The following is an 18,238-nucleotide window of genomic DNA, read 5'->3' as shown; positions in this document are numbered from 1 at the left end:
CACGTTCAAAAAAGATTAAGCTGCTCAGTTGTTTTTAGTGGATTTCTATGATTCAGGGCTTCTAGAATTTTATGGGCAATAGCTCTCACTAAAGGAACAACAACGGAATTACCAAATTGCTGATAGGCTCTTGTATCACTGACAACTATTTTGAATGAATCTGGAAAACCCATTAATCGTGCACACTCTCTTGGTGTTAGCCTTCGAGGATTTTGATTGACTTGAGGAATCAAAATCTCTGATCCATCTTTGTAATACCTTGCACTTAATGTTCGAGTAAAACCATCTAAATTCACAATTCCATATCCAAAACCATTACCTTTTGCTCGATGTTTTTCAGCATATTTTTGTAGGTACTGCCAAAGATGATCTGTTAGCGTGTACTTTGGTGCAACTTCAAATTCTAAAATGTCTTTCACTCTCAGATAAGGAATTGGTAGATCTGGAAATGCAAACTCAATGGGTTCTTTAAAGCCAGCAATAAAAATTCTTTCACGATGCTGTGGGACAAAATGAACAGCATCAATTACTTGATAGTAAATGTAATATCCTAATTCATTCAAAATTCTTTGAATAATCTTGAATGTTCTACCTTGATCATGGCTCTGTAAGTTTTTAACATTTTCTAATAAAAAAGCCTTCGGTTTTTTGTCTGCGAGAATTCTCACTATCTCAAAAAATAAATTACCTTGAGTAGGGTGATCAAAACCATGCTTTACACCCAAAGCATTATGCTTACTGACTCCAGCAATACTAAATGGCTGGCAAGGGAACCCTGCAAGTAAAATATCATGCTCTGGAATTTCATCAGTGGTAATTTGGGTAATATCTCCAGCAGGCATTTCAGAAAAATTGGCTGCATAAGTTATTTGGGCAAACTTATTCCACTCTGAACTGAAAACACATCTTGCTCCTGCTTGAGTAAATGCCAAACGCATCCCACCAATGCCAGCAAAAAGATCAATAAATGTTAGGCTTGTCATAGGACTAGTATGAATGCGCTATACTAGCATCTTAATTTCTAGATTAGAATCACTGAGCGGGTAATTCTTTCCTAATTATCACCTTAATTTTGAGGATCTCTTGCTGGCGGGGTGAGCATATCTGGTGACAATAATGCGCAGGCGATCGCCTTGTTGCGGCTAGAGGATCACGCAACCGTATAGGGTCGGTTCAGGCGATCCAACTGCTGCACCATCAGGCTTAGGAATAACCCCACATCCGTGACCACACCGATGGACTCCACAGAGCCACGATCTGCCAATTTTGTCACTACCGCTGGGTTAATGTCCACACACACTAACTTCACACCCGCAGGGGTCATGTTCCCCACCCCAATGGAGTGGAGCATAGACGAGAGCATCAGGATCATGTTGGCACCCTGCACCAAGCGGCTATACTCCCGCTGGGCTTGTATTAAGTCCATGAGGGTATCGGGCAATGGCCCATCATCACGAATGGAACCGGCTAAGACAAAGGGGATATTGCGCTGAACGCATTCGTACATCACGCCGCTGGTGAGAATCCCTTGGCGCACGGCCTCGGCAATACTGCCACACCGGCGAATCGTGTTAATGACCTTCAAATGGTGCCGATGCCCACCCCGGACGGGCACGCCCCGCTGCATATCAACGCCTAGGGAGGTGCCCATCATTGCTTGCTCCATATCATGAACGGCAATAGCGTTCCCCCCCAGTAGCCCTTGGACGTAGCCTTCACGGATAAGCTTCGCAAGGTGTTCACCGCCGCCGGTGTGAATCACCACTGGCCCTGCTACAACGACGACTTTACCTCCCTGATCGCGAATGCGCCGCAGTTCCCAAGCAATTTGTTCAACGACGAGTTCCACCCGCCGCTCGCTAGAAACCCCCGACCCCATAAAGGTAAATTCTTGGCTGTTGCGCTGTGAGTCGGCCTTACGCACGGTGCGAATCCCTTCGACCCCAACTACGACGCGATCGCCCACCTCTAAATCTCGCAGGAGGCGGCATTCGGCCACGGTGCCCTCTGGAGTGGAGCGCACCACGATCGCCCCATCCATCCGCTGGTTTTGTACCCGCACCCACTGGCAGTTCACCCGCACTTCTGTTGGATAAATTGTGGTGACGTAGAAATCATCCGGTGCCACCCCAGCGAGGGTCACCGTCTCGAGCGTGGCATCGCAGACCTCGCTCGGTGGCAAAATGGCTCCCAAATCAATGAGTTGAGCCATAATCTCGTCCATGACGGCGGCATCCGGTGCCATCACCCGCACATCGGCTTGGGAGGGACTCTGCCGCTGCTCCCCAAGGTTAAATTGCAGTACTTGGAAGCTGCCGCCACTTTCGACAATGGTATCGAGGACACGATTCACTAAGCCGGAGTCTAGTAAATGCCCCTCTAAGTGAATGACACGGCTGGGGAGGGTTGCAGGCGCACGAAGTTCTGCCCGCACTGGCTCGGTGACCCGTAGGGTTAAGCATTTGGAGGCACCGCCCGCCTTGAGAAACTCGGTTAAGGGGGTTTCCACCACCTCAAAGCCTGCGGCGGCTAGGGCATTTTTCAGGTCTTGACTGGCACGGTTGAGAATTACCGTATGCTCAATATTGACAGCATTACAGGCAAAATTAACGGCATCCGCCTCTTGGACAACAATCCGTTTTGCCGCTGGCACCCGCAGTTCAATCAGGCGGTTCGAGTAGGCATCGAAGGCCGGGGGGTAGTACAGAAGGTAACCATCGGTGAGGGGACAAAAACAGGTATCGAGGTGATAAAAACGCTCATCCATTAAGCGCAGCGATAGGACTTCAATATCCAACCATTTGGCTAAGTAAGCGTGGGAGTCTAGTTCGGAGCGGAAGCCGTAGCCGGCCCATAACCAGCGACCTTCGCGATCTAAAAGTGCATCCCCTGCTCCTTCAAAGGGGACTTGTTTGGGCAGTTCAAAGACCTGATAGCCCTCAGAGGTAAACCATGCCTTGAAGTAGGGTTCTTCTCCTTGGCGCTCAGGGTGGTAAAAGCGACTGAGCACGACGCGATCGCCAAGTACTAGCCCGGCATTGGCTGTAAAGACCATATCTGGCCAGCCGCGTTGGGGTTCGATCAGGCTAACAGTTGCCCGTGCCTGAAGAATGTCGTAGAGTTGCTGCCACTGCACCTGTGCCCGCTCTTGAGAAGACTTGTGAATATTTCCTTCCATCCATGGGTTAATGACATAGTCCACCTCGTAATAGGTGGGAGGGCACATGAGGAATCGCAGTGTAGAACTCATAAAAATAATGGCGATGTAAAACGGCAGAGGCGGGCATAGCAATGCGCTATGCACAACCTTTTATCGTATAATGAAAAACTATCTGAAGTGCCGCCAGCGTTATCAAACCTTGATATTTTAGGGGCAGCTATGGGCAACAATGATTGCTACGTTGCCTCGCACCAGAGGAACTAGCACGACAGCGGCCAGCGCGTACGATACGATAATCATTTGTGCGATCGCCACTGGATGTTACTGCTGCACACTAAATTTGAAATTTGCGAAGGGGAATTGCCTTGACTAACGCGACTGAATTGATTTCGATTACTACAGAAGCTCGTCCCAACAGCCAGCTTGCTGCCACCATTGAGGTCACCGCCGATCGCTCCCAACAGGTCTATAACCAAGTTCTCAACGACCTTGTGCGCAACACCCAACTGCCGGGATTTCGCAAAGGTAAAGCCCCTAAACAACTCCTGTTAAAACAGATTGGTGCGCAGCGGTTGCGTTACGCTGCTATGGAAAAGCTCATTGAAGACACCGTTAAAGAAGCCGTTAAGCAACAGAATATTCCCTACCTCGGCAACCTCAAGCTGGAGGGGGATGTCGCTGAGGTACTGGAGCAGTTTGACCCCCAACAGCCCTTCCGGTTTAGTGTCACCTTTGACGTGACCCCTGAGGTGAGCGTCAGCAGTTACCAAGGGTTGACCATTGAGTATTCGCCGGTTACGTACGACCCAGCCATGGTGGACGAGGTTTTGCAGCGACACCAGCGCGAGCACGCCACCCTTATCCCCGTTGAGGATCGGCCTGCACAGTGGGGGGATGATGTCACCATCAAACTAGAGACCAAGGATGCCAAAACAGGGGAGATTATCGACACCCTTTCCGCCGCTGAGTTGCCCCTCACCCTCGATGAACAACAGCCCTTTGTGCTCCGAGAAATCCCCGCTGCTGTTGTGGGGATGGCGATCGCCGAGACGAAAACGGTTACCGTTACCCTACCCCAGGAGACTGAGGGGGCAGCAGAGGAGCCAACTACAGCCATCGCCGAGATTGAGTTACTGGAAATCAAAGCCCCAGAGTTGCCCCCCCTCGATGATGCCTTTGCAACAGAGCACAGCGAATTTAGCACCATGGCGGAACTGCGCTCACACTTAGAGACTACCTATCAGGAGCGCGCCCAAAAGGAGGATAAAACTGCGAAGGAGAACGCCCTCATCGATGCGCTGATCGCTGCCAATGAGGTGCCAGTGCCTGCCACCTTGGTCGATAGGGAAGCAGAACATGAGGTCAAAGAATCCCTTTACCGCTTGCAATCTCAAGGCTTGGATCTGTCTAAAGTCCTCACCCGCGACCTCTACGACAAAATGCTGGTGGAGGCGAAGCCAGCGGCGGCACGAAACGTCAAGGCAAATCTTTTGCTGCGGGCGATCGCCAAAGCGGAGGGGATTGTACCAACGGAGGAAGCGATTGCCGAGCGGGTTAAGGAGTATATGGCTGCCCTTGGCAACACCAGCCCTAAACAGCGGGAGGCTTTGCGGGATATTGCCAGCACCGAACTCACCAAGTCCCAAACCCTTGCATGGCTGCTCGAACACAATCAGTTTCAACCCCTAGCGGCGCCAACACCACCTGAGCCAGACGCAGAACATGCCACGGCTGAAGCGGCTGAGCCTGCTCCGGCCAAGGCCAAAAAACGGTCGGGGAAAAAGGCCACACCCCCTCTAGGGATCGAATAGTTCGCCATAATAAAAATAGTTTCATGCCCATGCTATCGGGCAGATGGCTAGAATACTGTAGTAACCGGTCATTAAACGCCACTATGCTGCATTCTCACTACAATCGCCGCTCGCCAGAGCTAAACTTGCCTGCTACCCATGCCAATATCGTGCCCATGGTGGTTGAGCAGTCAGGCCGAGGGGAGCGAGCGTTTGATATTTACTCCCGCCTGTTGCGAGAGCGGATTATTTTTCTGGGCGGGGGATCCGGCGATCGCCGTGGTATTGATGATGCCGTTGCCGATGCGATCGTGGCGCAACTGCTCTTCCTCGATGCTGAAGACCCAGAAAAGGATATTTATCTTTATATCAACTCGCCCGGAGGCTCTGTGACGGCAGGGATGGCGATTTACGATACCATGAAGCACGTTCGCCCGGATGTGTGCACATTGTGCTTTGGGTTGGCGGCCAGCATGGGGGCATTTCTACTGTCGGGAGGCACCCCGGGCAAGCGGATGGCTCTACCCCACGCCCGCATTATGATTCACCAGCCCCTTGGCGGTGCCCAAGGGCAAGCGGTTGATATTGAGATTCAAGCCCGCGAAATTCTCTACCATAAGCGCAAGCTCAATGAACTTTTAGCGCTCCACACCGGCCAACCCATCGAGCGCATTGAGGCAGATACTGAGCGCGACTTCTTTATGTCTGCCGAGGAAGCCAAAGCCTACGGCCTTATCGATCAGGTCGTGACACGGCAAACTCTGCCTAGCCATTAAATCTCTCCCACTTTGCTAGCCTGCAACCCTAGAGGTTCCCTATGGCCAAATATGATACCCACCTCAAGTGCTCCTTTTGTGGCAAGTCACAGGAACAGGTGCGTAAACTCATCGCTGGCCCTGGGGTCTATATCTGCGATGAGTGCGTTGAATTGTGCAATGAAATTTTGGATGAGGAATTAACCACAGTTCCCAACCCCACCCCCCCGCGGCGCGAACCCACCACGCCGCGATCGCCCCGCAGTCAGCCGCGTCCTCGCCCTTTAGGACAAGTGCCTAAACCTCGCGAAATTAAGGAATACCTTGATAACTATGTGGTGGGTCAGCACGAAGCCAAAAAAATCCTCTCGGTTGCAGTCTATAACCATTACAAGCGCCTGAGCTTGCTTGATACTGAGCAGCAGGGGGATGATAGCGTTGAGCTGCAAAAATCCAATATCCTCTTGATTGGGCCAACTGGCAGCGGTAAAACCCTGTTGGCGCAAACCCTTGCCAAAATGTTGGATGTGCCCTTTGCCGTTGCCGATGCCACGACCCTTACTGAAGCGGGCTATGTGGGGGAAGATGTGGAAAACATTCTGCTACGGCTGTTACAAACCGCTAACCTCGATGTGGAAGAAGCGCAGCGCGGCATTATTTACATTGACGAAATTGATAAAATCGCCCGCAAAAGCGAAAATCCTTCGATTACCCGAGATGTTTCTGGGGAAGGGGTGCAGCAAGCCCTGCTGAAAATGCTGGAAGGAACCATTGCCAACGTGCCACCCCAAGGTGGGCGCAAGCACCCCTACCAAGACTGTATTCAAATCGATACTACGAACATTCTCTTTATCTGTGGGGGAGCCTTTGTGGGTCTTGAGAAGACCATTGAGCTACGAATTGGCAAGAAGGCCATGGGCTTTGTTCGCGATGGTGAACCCCTACCCAAGGAAAAACGCGCCGCCGACTTGCTGCAACACCTTGAGCCGCAGGACTTGGTGAAGTATGGCATGATTCCAGAGTTTATTGGTCGCATTCCGGTACTTGGGGTGCTAGAGCCGTTGAACGTCGAAGCCCTCGCAGAAATTCTCACGCAACCTCAAAATGCTCTCCTCAAGCAGTATCAGAAGTTAATGCGCATGGATAGCGTTGAGTTGCGCTTTGAACCGGCTGCGGTTGAGGCGATCGCCAAAGAAGCTTACCGCCGCAAAACGGGTGCGCGTGCCCTCCGTGCCATTGTCGAAGAAATCATGCTAGATGTGATGTACGAGTTACCCTCCCGCAAGGATCTGCGAGAATGCACCATTACCCCAGAAATGGTTGAAAAACGCTCTACCGCAGAGTTGCTGCTTCATCCGTCGTCGCTGCCTACGCTCTCGGCCTAGCGTATCTTTGCGAGGGGCGATCGCCTTTGCTATGATGAAAAACCGTGCTACTGGAGAGGTGGCAGAGTGGTTGAATGCGCTTGACTCGAAATCAAGTTTAGGGTCACACCTAACGGGGGTTCGAATCCCCCCCTCTCCGTAACCGCTCAACGCCTTACGGCATCTGAGATACAACAAAGTTGAATGCCGCTTATCCGTCTCCCCACGCACATAGCGGTTGATGGGGCTATGGCTGATGCCTTCGAGATCGTCAGCCAAGTTTGTGACGGTGTAGTTGACAGAACTGCCGAGCAGATACTGGCAGTGGTGCTAGCCAGTCCAGTACCCATAGGCTACAACACGCCCGGTTGGACTCGAACCAACGACCAATCGCTTAGAAGGCGATTGCTCTATTCCACTGAGCTACGGGCGCACCTCACAAATCATTTTCTCACAGCGCATAAGCTAGAAGAAGAACTGCACACCAAGGATACTATCGATGGAGTCTTTTGCACCGCCATCTCGCCTACTGCTTGTTTGCACGGACAATAATTTATCGCAACGGCTAGGCCAAGACTTACAGGCTGCGGGCTATGACCCAGTCATTGCTACCTCAGAGAAGGACTGTCATCTAGCCTGTGAAGAGTGGCAGCCTGCGCTGATTGTGATGGATCGCTATATCGGGCGTCTGAGCAACCTAGAACTGTGCCAACGGCTACGGGAAGCAGGTATGAGCCTTCCGATTGTGGTGCTCATGGAAAGCGATCGCCTCGAGGATCGCATCGCAGTCCTAGAGTCAGGCGCAGACGATTACTTGTTACTGCCCTACACCCCCAAGCCATTTCTGCAGATGATCCAGCTCTACCTTAAGCCTCCCGTTGCGCACGGGGAAGTCCTACGGTTTGATAATTTGTCCCTTGACTTGCTCACCCGCCGTGCAGAGCGCAATGGCCGCACTATTGACCTGACGATGAAGGAGTATGAACTCCTAAAATTTTTAATGGAGCACCCCCGGGACGTTCTCAGCCGTGAACAGATTCTTGAAAATGTTTGGGGCTACGACTTTTTAGGGGAGTCTAACGTCATTGAAGTCTATGTGCGCTATTTGCGCTTAAAAATTGAACCGGAGGGGGAGAAACGGTTGATTCACACTGTACGGGGAGTGGGCTATGTTTTACGGGAAGGGTAACATCCGTTTTTTGGGGGTGCTACTCATCAGCATCAGTCTATTGCTCGGCTGCCAAGCCCTCAGTCAAGGCGATCGCCCCCCAGGGATCAGTAGGGGGGTACCGCAATACCTACCAATTACCGCCAAGGTCAACATTCATGACACTTGGATTGAGTTGGAGGTAGCGCGTACCCCAGCACAGCAGCAACTGGGGTTGATGTTTCGATCGCAATTAGCTGCCAATCGCGGCATGCTCTTTCCGGTGTCACCGCCCCAAGTGGCCAGTTTTTGGATGAAGAACTGTTTAATTGCCTTAGACTTAATCTTTATTCGATCCGGCCAAGTGGTGGCCATTGTTGCCGATGCTCCCCCCTGCCAAACCCAAGAGTGTCCGACCTACGAGTCTGGGGTACCCGTTGATTATGTCTTGGAACTGGCGGCAGGACGGGCGGATGAACTGGGACTCAGGGTGGGCGATCCCCTCACCATTCAATACTTAGATGCACCACAATCGATGCTGCCAAAGTAGTATCATGGTGGCAATTTCCAAGGAAACCAATCATGGATGGCTTTTGGGAAAACGTTCTACGGTATCAACGCTACTTTGTCACAGTGTTGCTCGGGGTGGTCTGGAATGTCGTTGAACCACTGGTGCCTCTCTTTAAGCGCCCCGCCAGCGCGATCGCCTTGGTGGGGCTAATGGTCGGCCTGTTGGCGTTTGTGGCCTTAACGCTACGAGCCATGCTGGGCCTCCCGGTTGTTTGACCCATTCCTACCCTATGCTGGCCACCTCACTGCCGATCAAAGCGCAGATTGACCTGATTCTCCTCAGCCTTGAGGCACTGGCTCATATTGGCTCAGGTGAGGTTTTGGCCTTGGCGGGAGCCATGGGGTTTGAAGCGTACCTACCGGATCGGGTTGGGCTATGGCGACTACGCCAATCCAGCCCCTTGCGGCGGGGTCGTAGTGGTCGTCGCAAGCTGGATATTGATGAAGCCCGTGCTCTTGCTCTTGTCTGCAGCCGCTTAGCTCAGCGCCATCAGCAAACCATTCGCACAGCGGTCGAGCATTGGCAACAGCAGGTGGAACAGCAGCACCCTCCATACCATGATCCCCTGCTAGGGGATTATCTGGATCGTTTTACCAGTTTGTATGCAGAACGAATGGCTAGTCCCAGCCTCAATGGCGAAGAGCTGACGCAGTTAGGCTTAGACTTACTGGTTGATCTGCTGTTTTACAGTACGCCCCAAGGATCGCGCCGCCTTTGGATGGCGCTACTAGAGCGAACTGCCCCACCAGAAGAGCCACCTCTAGAGCTACTGGAGCCAGAACCCACCCCACAACCCACCGCCGATCTACCCACCCTGTTTCCCCACTCAGATGCCTGATGAGTACGACGCTAAGCTATCACCAGCCCACTTGCGAGCTTGAGGTCGCCGCTGAATTTTTGCCCCTGAGCCAAACCTTGCCCCGTGCCCCCGTGCGATCGCTGCACTTTACCCTCCACCTCGGTCAACAACTCACTGTGACAGGCAACGATCGCCAGCTTTATCGCTTAAAAACCGCCGTCAATACCTACATTGATGCGCTGCTGAGTCGCCGAGTCACACCAGTTACCGTTAGGGAAGATAACATTTCCCTGCGATCGCGATCTCTCTTGGAGCACGAACTCCATTGGCCAGAGCACGAGGTTGTAGCTCTCAAACTGACCGAGCTGTACGACTTAGCCACCGTCTTAGATGACTGGTCAGCCGCCATGCAACCCTTACCAGAGCTGGTGGCCACCTCCCAAGCCAAACTGGCACAAATTCCCATTTGGCTTAAGAGCACTGCCATTGCCGTAGGGGTTTTAGCTGTCTTCACCCTCAGCCAACAGTGGTTGCTGCGCTCACCGATGCCCCTCAGTCAAGCGCCTATTCCCACAGATCAGGCCAGCTTGCCATCGTTAACAACACCGCTGCCCTTGCCGGAACCAACCCTGAATCCTGAACTTGCTCCCCTGCCAACCACACCAGAGGCTCCCCCGGCCACCCCCCCAGTACCACCGAGCTAGTTCCCCTACCGCCGCCACCGGAGATGCCCCCACCGGCAGTGCTCCCTCCCCACCTATCGCTGCTGTTGAACCCGCTCCCGTGCCGGATCAAAATCCGGATCAAAATAATGTGGTGGTCGAGTCTCCCCAAAGTCGCGTCTCTGCAGGCATTAGCGCCGCACCAATTGCGCCGCCCGCCAGTAGTTCTGTGTCAGCCACAACCCTGCGGGAAGTAAAAACGTATTTTCAAGATCGCTGGCAGCCCCCACTAGTTTAGACACATCTCTAGAGTATCGGCTGGTTCTGAATCCTGACGGCACCCTTGCCCAGGCATTACCCCTGAACGGCGCTGCGGTACGCTTTATTGATCGCACCCCCATTCCCCTACGGGAAAGCCCCTTGGCTAGTCCCTTTGGCAGCAATCAGCCCATCTTGCTACGGTTAGTGCTGATGCCGTCCGGCACTGTACAGGTTTTTGGCGAGAGTTAAATTCTTTGAGGGGTTTAGTTGAGGGATCCTTTTCACCACGTTGAGAAAGACAACACAGAGGGTTAGCTTGGTAGCTCCGTACTTTAGTACGGGGTGGAAAAGCCCTAAAGCAACTTTAGTTGCTCTGTGTTAAACTATACTTGGTCGCCATCCTTGGTGAAAAACCCAATCGGCGACAGTTGTTACAAGTAAGCAGAACCTTGGGGCTTTGCCTCTAGGAACTGTGTAGGGGCGTCTTGACAACGCCTTTATGAGTTCGTTTATGGACTGCGTAAGAATCCCCCACCTTTAGGTGGTGGGAGTGTCAATCCAACGCAACGCCTGCCATAGCCCTACGTTGTGCGCGTGGCTGAGGCTATCTAGAGAGGGTAGAGAGTCACAGCGAATTTCGGATCGCCACAACTCTGGAAGAGATGGCCCATAAAGACAGTTGTAATACAGCGGTTTCCGCAACGATATGGGACAATTCTTGCAGAAACAATTTCTGAGACGTTGAAGAATGACTTTGCTCACTGCTGCTGCTGTGCCAGTTAGTTATGCAAACCGCTGTAAGTTGTAAATGAGCCGTGCAACCCATAGGGGATATGGTGCTTTAGGTGCAGACGGGCAATGGGGCCGCCATGGATGGCCGCAGCATCAAAAATCAGTAATTGGGACGTGTGGGAACTGGCATCGTACATGACCTGTAACACCCAGCCATCGTCTTCGTCTTGGGAGCCGTGCCAGAGAAAACTCCCCTGATCGAGACCCCGGGGGACAAAAATGGGTTCGCCGACAAATCCTTGGGGTGCTGCTGACCAAAACTGCTGCTCACCGCTGTGGCGATCGCGCCGCCAAAGTGCCTGCAAAGGGGCATTGATCTTAGGATCATGACCAGCCGCTAGGTAGGTGTAGCGGTAGGGCTGCCCCACCTTAGCTGGATGCACCACTGGAAATTCGCAGGGGCGATCGTCCACTATGGTTGAGATTACCTTGTCCGTGGGTCGATGGATGGTGATGTGCCACAGCAAACTGGCGGGGAGAGATGCAAAATTCACCTCACGAAAATCTGTGCCCGGGTCGAGGGTGGGGAAGTGGCTGTAGGCAATGGACTCGATGTGAATCTCGTCGCCAGCTTCATAGGCATTGGCATGATGAAAGACAAAGCAGGCTGGCATTGTGAACTGTTGCGGTGCCCCCCCCGCTCTTGGCAAAAGCCAGATGCGCGTGGGCTCGTTGGCATTAAATTGAATACACTGCGCTGCTCCGCGCAATCCCAATAGGTAAGGTAAGGGGTTGAGCCGCACCGGGTTTTGAAACACAATGGCGTAGTGTGGGGTGAGCGCAATGTCGTGAATAAAGGCAAACCCAGGAATCTGGAAGACGGGCTGCGAGACACACTCTCCCGTGGCAGCAAATTCGTAGAGGTGAATGCGGGTATTGAGTCCGGGCTTGAGTGCAAAGTTAACAAGCCGTTGCGTTTGGGGGTCAAAGCGGGGATGCGCTGCAAAGGCATCGTGTTCGCCTAAGAGGCCGTCTAGATTGTCTAACCCTAGGGTCTCTAGGGTGGCCGGATCCAGACGATGGGGAAGACCTGCTTCCCACAAAGCCAGTAACTTGCCCCCCCAATAAATGATGTGGGTATTGGCAATATTTTTAATGCGAGTGTCTAAAAAATTCGCCAGCCAGCCCCCGGGCTTTTGGGTGCCAAAGACACCGCGATAGAGAAGGCGATCGGCTTTTTCTTCTTCTAGAAACCCGGCTGTGCGCACGTAGCGATTGCGAAAGTGCACCCGCCCCTGTTCAAAGTGAAAGGCGCAGATCATGCCATCACCATCAAAGGGATGGGCAAGGGAGACCCCACCCCGCTCCAGTAAGCCAGGGCCATTACGGTAGAGGGTACCGTTGAGATCCTTGGGAACAGTGCCCTCCACTTCATCAATCCAATAGTCGTATTCTTCAGTGAGAGACTGAGTACCGCCCCGCCAGTCGGCCATGCTATAGGGGCGATCGCCGGTCAATAATCCAGTCATGAGACACTTGGCTCCAATTCAACATCAACAGAGACAGTCGCCTTGGTGGCGCTAGAGGTGGGGGGCTTAATCTGCTGGGGTAGCCAACCGAGCAGGGGCAAGGGCAGCAGCGTACTCACGTTGGTTATTAGCACCAGCAACCACAATCGGTCAAAATTATGCTCTGTAATCCCCAACCAATGGGTCAGAAGCGCCCCCAGTTCATGGGAGACCAAATTAGCAAGATTACTAATGGACATCAGTAGCGCAAACAGAGTGGCTTCAATCCCTGGGGGGCACAGGCGTGCGGCTAACACTAACACTGGCATGAAAGCAATTTGACCCATCACCGCCAGAACAAGGCTATCCCCCAAGCTAAACCACTCATCACTAATGCCCCATTGGCGATTGAGATGGGTCACCAGAATTAAACTCGATAAACCCAGCACGGCTGAGAGAATGGTACTCCAGAAAAAGATTGTACGAATGGGTAAAGTTTTAAGGTAGCGCTGAAAGAGCCATACTCCCAGTAGCGATGCCACACTGGTGACAAGGCGCACCCGTCCCAGAAATTCTGGCTCAAACCCTAGCGCATTGGTGGTGAAAAAGAAAAACGCTGATTCTGACCCCGGTGTAGCCTGCCAAAGAAAGAGAAAAGCGACCGGCAGCCAAATGGTCTTTTGCATCATTGCCGTGCGCACGCGACCAATGTGCTGCCATGTTTGCCGCAGGTCTGGAGCAACCCTGATGCGATCTTCAGCGATCGCCCCTGCCACCGCTGAAACCAGTAGGGGAAAGGTGGCCGTGAGCAAAAACACCGTGCGCGTACTCACCCATTGCAGCAGTTGACCACTGAAGTAAGCCGTGAGGATTCCCCCCAAGGCCGTGGCTGCCCAGCTTAGGGATTGCAGCGTTCCTGTTTCAGTGGCTGACTCCTGACGCGCCCGCTCCACCACTAAGGAGTCAACAATGACATCACTAAGGGCAATGGCAATGGAGGCAACCAGAATCGCTAGGGTCGCTTGCCACGCCGTTTGCACCCAAGTTCCCAAGCTCAGCCATGCCCCGCATCCCAATAGCCCCGAAAGGACTAGGTAAGAGCGGCGCCGAAAGCCAAAGAGGGGCCAACTATCGGAGACCAAGCCAAATACCGGCTTGATCACCCACGGTAGTGCCGCCACCCCCATCAACGCCGCCACTTCAGCCGGAGAGAGACCCAATTCATCCTTAAAGAAAAAACTGATGGCTAGCCGTGCCAACCCCAAAACCCCTTGCACAAAATAGACCAACAAAATGGCAAACAATTCACCACTGGGGTCTTGACCAAACAGCAGTGTTTTTTGTAACCACTGGAACCAGCGTTGAGGTTGCGAAGGTTGTACCAACATTACTAAATGTTAAGTAACGGCATTGCCTCCATCATATCGAGGGATGCTGGAAATTGCTATGGGAGTCTGAAGCTAAGATGCTCTGGTTTCTGCTGCGGCACAAAAATGCGCCTCAAAAAAGAGAGACTAAACTTGCTATGATAGAAAGTCTGTGAATTTTACACATCCGTCCCCTTGGGTGTCCTCACCGGATGATGGCGGATGGTCGCTTAACCCATAGGAGTACAACTGAATGTCTGTTTTAAGCCTTGCCCAGATGCTCGAGGCAGGGGTTCACTTTGGCCACCAAGCGCGGCGTTGGAACCCCCGCATGGCACCCTACATTTTTACCGTTCGCAATGGGGTGCACATCATTGACCTTGTGCAAACGGCTCAACTGGTGGATGAAGCCTATCACTACATCCGTGAGGCCTCCGAAAAAGGCAAACGCTTCTTGTTTATTGGCACAAAGCGGCAAGCAGCGGGCATCATCCATCAAGAGGCGTTGCGTTGCGGCAGCTACTATGTGAACCAACGCTGGTTGGGGGGAATGCTCACCAACTGGAATACGATTAAAACCCGCGTGGATCGCCTCAAAGAACTAGAAAGCATGGAAGAAAGTGGCCTCATTGATCTGCGTCCCAAGCAAGAAGCCTCGACACTGCGGCGAGAGCTATCGCGACTGCAAAAGTACCTTGGTGGTATTAAGCAAATGCGTCGCTTGCCCGATGTGGCCATCATCGTTGATGTCAAACGAGAGTACAATGCCGTAGCTGAGTGTCAAAAGTTAGGCATTCCCATTGTGGCGCTATTAGATACCAACTGTGACCCCAATCAAGTGGATATTCCCATTCCGGCTAACGATGATGCCATTCGTTCCATTAAGCTGATTGTGGGCAAGCTGGCCGATGCGATCTACGAAGGTCGCCATGGCCAGTTGGATGAGCCAGAACTCGATCTTCCTGAAGAGGATGAAAGTGCAGATGGCGATGCTGAATCCCTTGATATTCCCGATGAATCTGACGCTTAATCGTTGAGGAACACACCATGGCAGAGATTTCAGCCAAATTAGTCAAAGAACTGCGCGACAAGACCGGTGCCGGCATGATGGACTGCAAAAAAGCGCTGCAAGAGTCTAACGGCGACATGGAAGCGGCCATTGCTTGGCTACGGCAAAAGGGCTTAGCCTCAGCCGGTAAAAAGGCAGGCCGTGTCACCAGTGAAGGACTGGTGGATAGCTACATCCACACCGGCGGTCGCATTGGGGTTCTGGTCGAGGTCAACTGCGAGACCGACTTTGTTGCCCGCAACGAAAAATTCAAGGCACTGGTTCAAGATATTGCCAAGCAAATTGCTGCGTGTCCAAACGTGGAATTTGTCTCTATCGATGATATTCCGGCTGACTATAAGGAAAAGGAACGCCAAATTGCTCTTGGCTCTGATGCCCTGCAAGGTAAGCCACCGGAGGTCAAGGAAAAAATTGTTGCCGGCAAGCTAGAAAAAACGCTGAAAGAGTTGTGTTTGCTGAATCAGCCCTTTATTCGCGATCAGTCTAAGACCGTTGAAGAGCTAGTGAAGGAAAAAATCGCTGAACTAGGGGAAAATATCCAAGTACGGCGATTCCAACGCTTTGTTTTGGGGGAAGGTATCGAAAAGCAGGAGACTAATCTTGCGCAGGAGGTAGCAGCACAAACCCAAGCCATGGCTGCTGCTGCGCCGGCACCGGAACCGGCTCCCTCACCAACGGAGGCCGAGTCGAAAGGCTTTGCTGGTTCAAGTTCGAAAAGCAAGAAAGGGAGCGGTAAGAGCCGTTCCACTGGCAAAAACAAAAAGGGGTCATAGCTACCACGAGGCATCGTCTATTCGCTAGGGTTGCGTGTTGCCCAATTTGTATTTGTGAATGTCGGAGCGTCCCATGGGTGTATGGCTGCCTCAACCTACCGCTGATGGCTCGACCACCTTCTTCTCAGCAGAATTTGGTGAGAGCTTTCATAGCCGCACGGGTGCGCAGCAGGAAGCTCTAGAAAAGTTTGCGATCGCTACTGCGCTAGAAGAAAAAAGCCAACGCTCCCATGTCACCCTCTTGGATATTTGCTATGGCCTTGGCTACAATACCGCCGCCGCCCTCGATGTGATCTGGCAGCGGCATCCCCATTGCCATATTACAGTGGTTGGTCTGGAACTGGATGCAACGGTTCCGGTGGCGGCGATCGCCATCATGCCACCCTGGCCGGAGTCCGTCCTCGAGGTTCTACGTGCCTTGGCGCACCACCACCGCTACACCACAGCGAACTGTCAGGCGCAACTGTGCCTAGGCGATGCCCGCCAAACCATTCAAGACCTTGCAGCTAGCGGCTTTCAGGCCGATGCAATTTTCCTTGACCCCTTTTCGCCGCAGCGGTGTCCCCAATTGTGGAGCGTCGAGTTTTTGCGGGTTGTGGCGCGGTGTCTGGCGCCCGATGGGTATCTGGCCACCTACTCCCGCGCAGCAGCGGTGCGATCTGCACTGTTAGCGGCCGGTTTGCACATTGGCACCCTGCCCTTGCGTGCCCCCCACGCCCCTCATGAGTGGTCTCAGGGCACCATTGCCCGCTGGCAGTCTTCAGGCTTGATTCCCCTGTCTGCGATGGAACAGGAGCACCTGCAAACCCGCGCCGGCATTCCCTATCGTGACCCCTGCCTTATAGATACGCCGCAGCAGATTCAGGCACGGCGGTATGCCGAGCAGCAGACCTCAGGGCGGGAGTCCACCAGCCAATGGCGACGACGCTGGGGAATTTACTGAGGCAGCGAGGGGGGAGAGCTATAGGCGGTTTTCAGGCTCCATACCAGCAGCGCCACTGTCAAGAACGAAATTGCCGCACCCCACAGCCAATAGGGCAAAAACAGATACTTTTGCAGTAAACCCGTGTCGGAGAGGTGACCACTGGGAACACTGTAGGTGAAGAGGTAGCCCACCTGCTGAAAGGTACTAATACAGGCTTGCACCCCCAAAAATTGAATACTAAAGTCCTTCAGCCAGCGGCTTCCCCGATAGGCAATCAATAGTACCCCTAACCCAATGAGGGGCATCACGAGAATGCCAAACAGGGAGCGCACCCACAAAAGGGTTGAAACCATGATAATAATGCCTAAGGCTTGGAGGCAAAGGCTAGTTGCATGCGGCGATCGCGATGACAAAATCAACACACTACCAGCAATGGCTGGCCCCAGTGGCCCGCCGATCGCCACCAACCCATGCCCCAACCGCCCCAACAACACCTCGCCACCATAGTGGGCAAACCCTGAACCATTGGGGAAAATGACTAATTCACGGAAGTAGCCCCCCAGCAGGATAGCGGTGAGGCCGTGCCCCATTTCATGAAACCATGTGGCTAAAATTGTAAACGGATAGAGAAGGTAGTTCCCCAGCGGTACCTGCCAGAGGATCACTGTGGCAACAGCGGCAGCAATTAACCAGAGACCCCCGTGGGAGGACACAGGTGCCACCGGTAGTTGCAACGAGCGATCGGGGCGAAACTTAACCATTGCGACTAGCAAAATCAGCGTTTCGGTGCCAAAAACATAATCATATTGCGGCCTTCTTGTTTTGGAGGTTGCTGCACCTCGGCTATGGCTTGTAAATCATTGGCCATCCGCTTGAGCAGGTCTTCTGCAAGGTGAGAGTGCTGAATTTCCCGTCCCCGGAAGGTGACTGTTGCTTTTACCTTATCTCCTGCTTTGATGAAGCGCTCCGCGCGGTTAATGCAAACATTGTAATCGTGTTCTTCAATTTTGTAGCGCATCTTCACCTCCTTAACATCAGAGGTGTGTTGCTTTTTGCGGGCTTCACGCGCTTTCTTTTCTTGCTCAAAACGAAACTTACCGTAATCAATGATTTTACACACCGGCGGATCGGCCTTATCGCTGACAAGAACGAGGTCAAGTTCTTTTTCGCGGGCGATCGCCATCGCCTCTTGAGAGGTCATAATGCCCAATTGAGAGCCGTCGCTATCAACAACTCGCACCCGTGGAAAACGAATGCGCTCATTAATCATGGGTTGATCTTGCTGTGTTTTTTTGGTGAGAGCCACTGGTACCTGTGTCGTAATACAATCAATGAGCAAATATACAAGAGCAATG

General features: G+C 52.7%; 17 protein-coding genes and 2 tRNA genes. 12 read left to right on the top strand and 7 right to left on the bottom strand.

Annotation, left to right across the window (positions count from 1 at the left end):
• Window positions 1–5: 5 nt before the first annotated feature.
• Entirely contained in the window at window positions 6–983 is a 978-nt protein-coding gene (gene dcm / locus BRW62_RS04700; protein WP_099798486.1) for a DNA (cytosine-5-)-methyltransferase, read from the bottom strand.
• A 167-nt stretch (window positions 984–1,150) separates the two neighbouring features.
• On the bottom strand, window positions 1,151–3,250 hold the full coding sequence (gene argZ, locus BRW62_RS04695; RefSeq protein WP_099798485.1) for a bifunctional arginine dihydrolase/ornithine cyclodeaminase: 2,100 nt from the start codon (window positions 3,248–3,250) through the stop codon (window positions 1,151–1,153).
• Between the two features lie 275 nt (window positions 3,251–3,525).
• On the opposite strand from argZ, the gene tig reads away from it, so the two are divergent.
• The 4 genes from tig (at window position 3,526) to BRW62_RS04675 (ending at window position 7,229) form a co-directional block, all read left to right on the top strand.
• On the top strand, window positions 3,526–4,971 hold the full coding sequence (gene tig / locus BRW62_RS04690) for a trigger factor (protein WP_198406163.1): 1,446 nt from the start codon (window positions 3,526–3,528) through the stop codon (window positions 4,969–4,971).
• An 83-nt stretch (window positions 4,972–5,054) separates the two neighbouring features.
• Complete coding sequence (clpP, locus tag BRW62_RS04685) at window positions 5,055–5,726, top strand: ATP-dependent Clp endopeptidase proteolytic subunit ClpP (protein ID WP_099798484.1); 672 nt, start codon at window positions 5,055–5,057, stop codon at window positions 5,724–5,726.
• A 41-nt stretch (window positions 5,727–5,767) separates the two neighbouring features.
• Entirely contained in the window at window positions 5,768–7,090 is a 1,323-nt protein-coding gene (clpX, locus tag BRW62_RS04680; protein WP_099798483.1) for an ATP-dependent protease ATP-binding subunit ClpX, read from the top strand.
• A 52-nt stretch (window positions 7,091–7,142) separates the two neighbouring features.
• A tRNA-Ser gene (locus BRW62_RS04675) sits at window positions 7,143–7,229 on the top strand.
• Window positions 7,230–7,428: 199 nt separating this feature from the next.
• Here the strand turns inward: BRW62_RS04675 and BRW62_RS04670 are convergent.
• Window positions 7,429–7,502, bottom strand: a tRNA-Arg gene (locus BRW62_RS04670).
• 66 nt (window positions 7,503–7,568) lie between these two features.
• Between BRW62_RS04670 and nblR the strand changes: the two genes are divergently transcribed.
• The 5 genes from nblR to BRW62_RS13285 are packed head-to-tail and all read left to right on the top strand — an operon-like array spanning window position 7,569 to window position 10,290.
• Window positions 7,569–8,258: a response regulator transcription factor NblR gene (gene nblR / locus BRW62_RS04665; protein ID WP_099798482.1), complete on the top strand. Its 690-nt coding sequence runs from the start codon at window positions 7,569–7,571 to the stop codon at window positions 8,256–8,258.
• On the top strand, window positions 8,239–8,766 hold the full coding sequence (locus tag BRW62_RS04660) for a DUF192 domain-containing protein (RefSeq protein WP_099798481.1): 528 nt from the start codon (window positions 8,239–8,241) through the stop codon (window positions 8,764–8,766). Before nblR ends, BRW62_RS04660 begins: the two co-directional genes overlap by 20 nt.
• A 29-nt stretch (window positions 8,767–8,795) precedes the next feature.
• Window positions 8,796–9,002, top strand: a complete 207-nt coding sequence (locus tag BRW62_RS04655) for a DUF751 family protein (protein ID WP_376787933.1) — start codon at window positions 8,796–8,798, stop codon at window positions 9,000–9,002.
• Complete coding sequence (locus tag BRW62_RS04650; RefSeq protein ID WP_227517579.1) at window positions 8,999–9,625, top strand: DUF3038 domain-containing protein; 627 nt, start codon at window positions 8,999–9,001, stop codon at window positions 9,623–9,625. The genes BRW62_RS04655 and BRW62_RS04650 overlap by 4 nt, the downstream gene beginning before the upstream one ends.
• Complete coding sequence (locus BRW62_RS13285) at window positions 9,625–10,290, top strand: DUF4335 domain-containing protein (protein WP_198406162.1); 666 nt, start codon at window positions 9,625–9,627, stop codon at window positions 10,288–10,290. Before BRW62_RS04650 ends, BRW62_RS13285 begins: the two co-directional genes overlap by 1 nt.
• 998 nt (window positions 10,291–11,288) lie before the next feature.
• On the opposite strand, the gene BRW62_RS04640 is transcribed toward BRW62_RS13285, so the two are convergent.
• A complete protein-coding gene (locus BRW62_RS04640) occupies window positions 11,289–12,770 on the bottom strand; it encodes a carotenoid oxygenase family protein (RefSeq protein WP_099798479.1) in 1,482 nt (493 codons plus the stop codon).
• Window positions 12,767–14,137 (bottom strand): folate/biopterin family MFS transporter, encoded by a 1,371-nt coding sequence (locus BRW62_RS04635; RefSeq protein ID WP_099798478.1) that lies wholly within the window; start codon window positions 14,135–14,137, stop codon window positions 12,767–12,769. Before BRW62_RS04635 ends, BRW62_RS04640 begins: the two co-directional genes overlap by 4 nt.
• Window positions 14,138–14,369: 232 nt before the next feature.
• On the opposite strand from BRW62_RS04635, the gene rpsB reads away from it, so the two are divergent.
• The 3 genes from rpsB to BRW62_RS04620 are packed head-to-tail and all read left to right on the top strand — an operon-like array spanning window position 14,370 to window position 16,901.
• Window positions 14,370–15,146 (top strand): 30S ribosomal protein S2, encoded by a 777-nt coding sequence (rpsB, locus tag BRW62_RS04630; RefSeq protein ID WP_099798477.1) that lies wholly within the window; start codon window positions 14,370–14,372, stop codon window positions 15,144–15,146.
• 17 nt (window positions 15,147–15,163) lie between these two features.
• On the top strand, window positions 15,164–15,958 hold the full coding sequence (gene tsf, locus BRW62_RS04625) for a translation elongation factor Ts (protein ID WP_099798476.1): 795 nt from the start codon (window positions 15,164–15,166) through the stop codon (window positions 15,956–15,958).
• A gap of 58 nt (window positions 15,959–16,016) precedes the next feature.
• Window positions 16,017–16,901 carry a tRNA (5-methylaminomethyl-2-thiouridine)(34)-methyltransferase MnmD gene (locus BRW62_RS04620; RefSeq protein ID WP_227517578.1) on the top strand — a complete coding sequence of 295 codons (885 nt, stop codon included), beginning with the start codon at window positions 16,017–16,019 and terminating at the stop codon, window positions 16,899–16,901.
• On the opposite strand, the gene BRW62_RS04615 is transcribed toward BRW62_RS04620, so the two are convergent.
• Window positions 16,895–17,644, bottom strand: coding sequence for a M50 family metallopeptidase (locus BRW62_RS04615; protein WP_099798475.1), 750 nt, complete (start codon window positions 17,642–17,644; stop codon window positions 16,895–16,897). The genes BRW62_RS04620 and BRW62_RS04615 overlap by 7 nt on opposite strands.
• Window positions 17,645–17,658: 14 nt before the next feature.
• Window positions 17,659–18,153 carry a translation initiation factor IF-3 gene (infC, locus tag BRW62_RS04610; RefSeq protein ID WP_376787932.1) on the bottom strand — a complete coding sequence of 165 codons (495 nt, stop codon included), beginning with the start codon at window positions 18,151–18,153 and terminating at the stop codon, window positions 17,659–17,661.
• Window positions 18,154–18,238 lie beyond the last annotated feature (85 nt).

Origin of the sequence: Thermostichus lividus PCC 6715 (assembly GCF_002754935.1) — a bacterium.
In the GTDB taxonomy this organism is placed as follows: Bacteria; Cyanobacteriota; Cyanobacteriia; order Thermosynechococcales; family Thermosynechococcaceae; genus Thermosynechococcus; species Thermosynechococcus lividus.
Note: the sequence above shows the minus strand (reverse complement) of the source record. Positions and strands in the feature narration are given on the sequence as shown.

What these genes read in the sequence shown, in the direction of transcription:
- clpP (WP_099798484.1), top strand. Translation starts at nt 5,055, where the DNA reads ATGCTGCATTCTCACTACAATCGCCGCTCGCCAGAGCTAAACTTGCCT.
- nblR (WP_099798482.1), top strand. Translation starts at nt 7,569, where the DNA reads ATGGAGTCTTTTGCACCGCCATCTCGCCTACTGCTTGTTTGCACGGAC.
- dcm (WP_099798486.1), bottom strand. Translation starts at nt 983, where the DNA reads ATGACAAGCCTAACATTTATTGATCTTTTTGCTGGCATTGGTGGGATG.
- rpsB (WP_099798477.1), top strand. Translation starts at nt 14,370, where the DNA reads ATGTCTGTTTTAAGCCTTGCCCAGATGCTCGAGGCAGGGGTTCACTTT.
- infC (WP_376787932.1), bottom strand. Translation starts at nt 18,153, where the DNA reads ATGATTAATGAGCGCATTCGTTTTCCACGGGTGCGAGTTGTTGATAGC.
- BRW62_RS04635 (WP_099798478.1), bottom strand. Translation starts at nt 14,137, where the DNA reads ATGTTGGTACAACCTTCGCAACCTCAACGCTGGTTCCAGTGGTTACAA.
- BRW62_RS04640 (WP_099798479.1), bottom strand. Translation starts at nt 12,770, where the DNA reads ATGACTGGATTATTGACCGGCGATCGCCCCTATAGCATGGCCGACTGG.
- BRW62_RS04615 (WP_099798475.1), bottom strand. Translation starts at nt 17,644, where the DNA reads ATGGTTAAGTTTCGCCCCGATCGCTCGTTGCAACTACCGGTGGCACCT.
- argZ (WP_099798485.1), bottom strand. Translation starts at nt 3,250, where the DNA reads ATGAGTTCTACACTGCGATTCCTCATGTGCCCTCCCACCTATTACGAG.
- BRW62_RS13285 (WP_198406162.1), top strand. Translation starts at nt 9,625, where the DNA reads ATGAGTACGACGCTAAGCTATCACCAGCCCACTTGCGAGCTTGAGGTC.
- clpX (WP_099798483.1), top strand. Translation starts at nt 5,768, where the DNA reads ATGGCCAAATATGATACCCACCTCAAGTGCTCCTTTTGTGGCAAGTCA.
- BRW62_RS04660 (WP_099798481.1), top strand. Translation starts at nt 8,239, where the DNA reads ATGTTTTACGGGAAGGGTAACATCCGTTTTTTGGGGGTGCTACTCATC.
- BRW62_RS04620 (WP_227517578.1), top strand. Translation starts at nt 16,017, where the DNA reads ATGTCGGAGCGTCCCATGGGTGTATGGCTGCCTCAACCTACCGCTGAT.
- tsf (WP_099798476.1), top strand. Translation starts at nt 15,164, where the DNA reads ATGGCAGAGATTTCAGCCAAATTAGTCAAAGAACTGCGCGACAAGACC.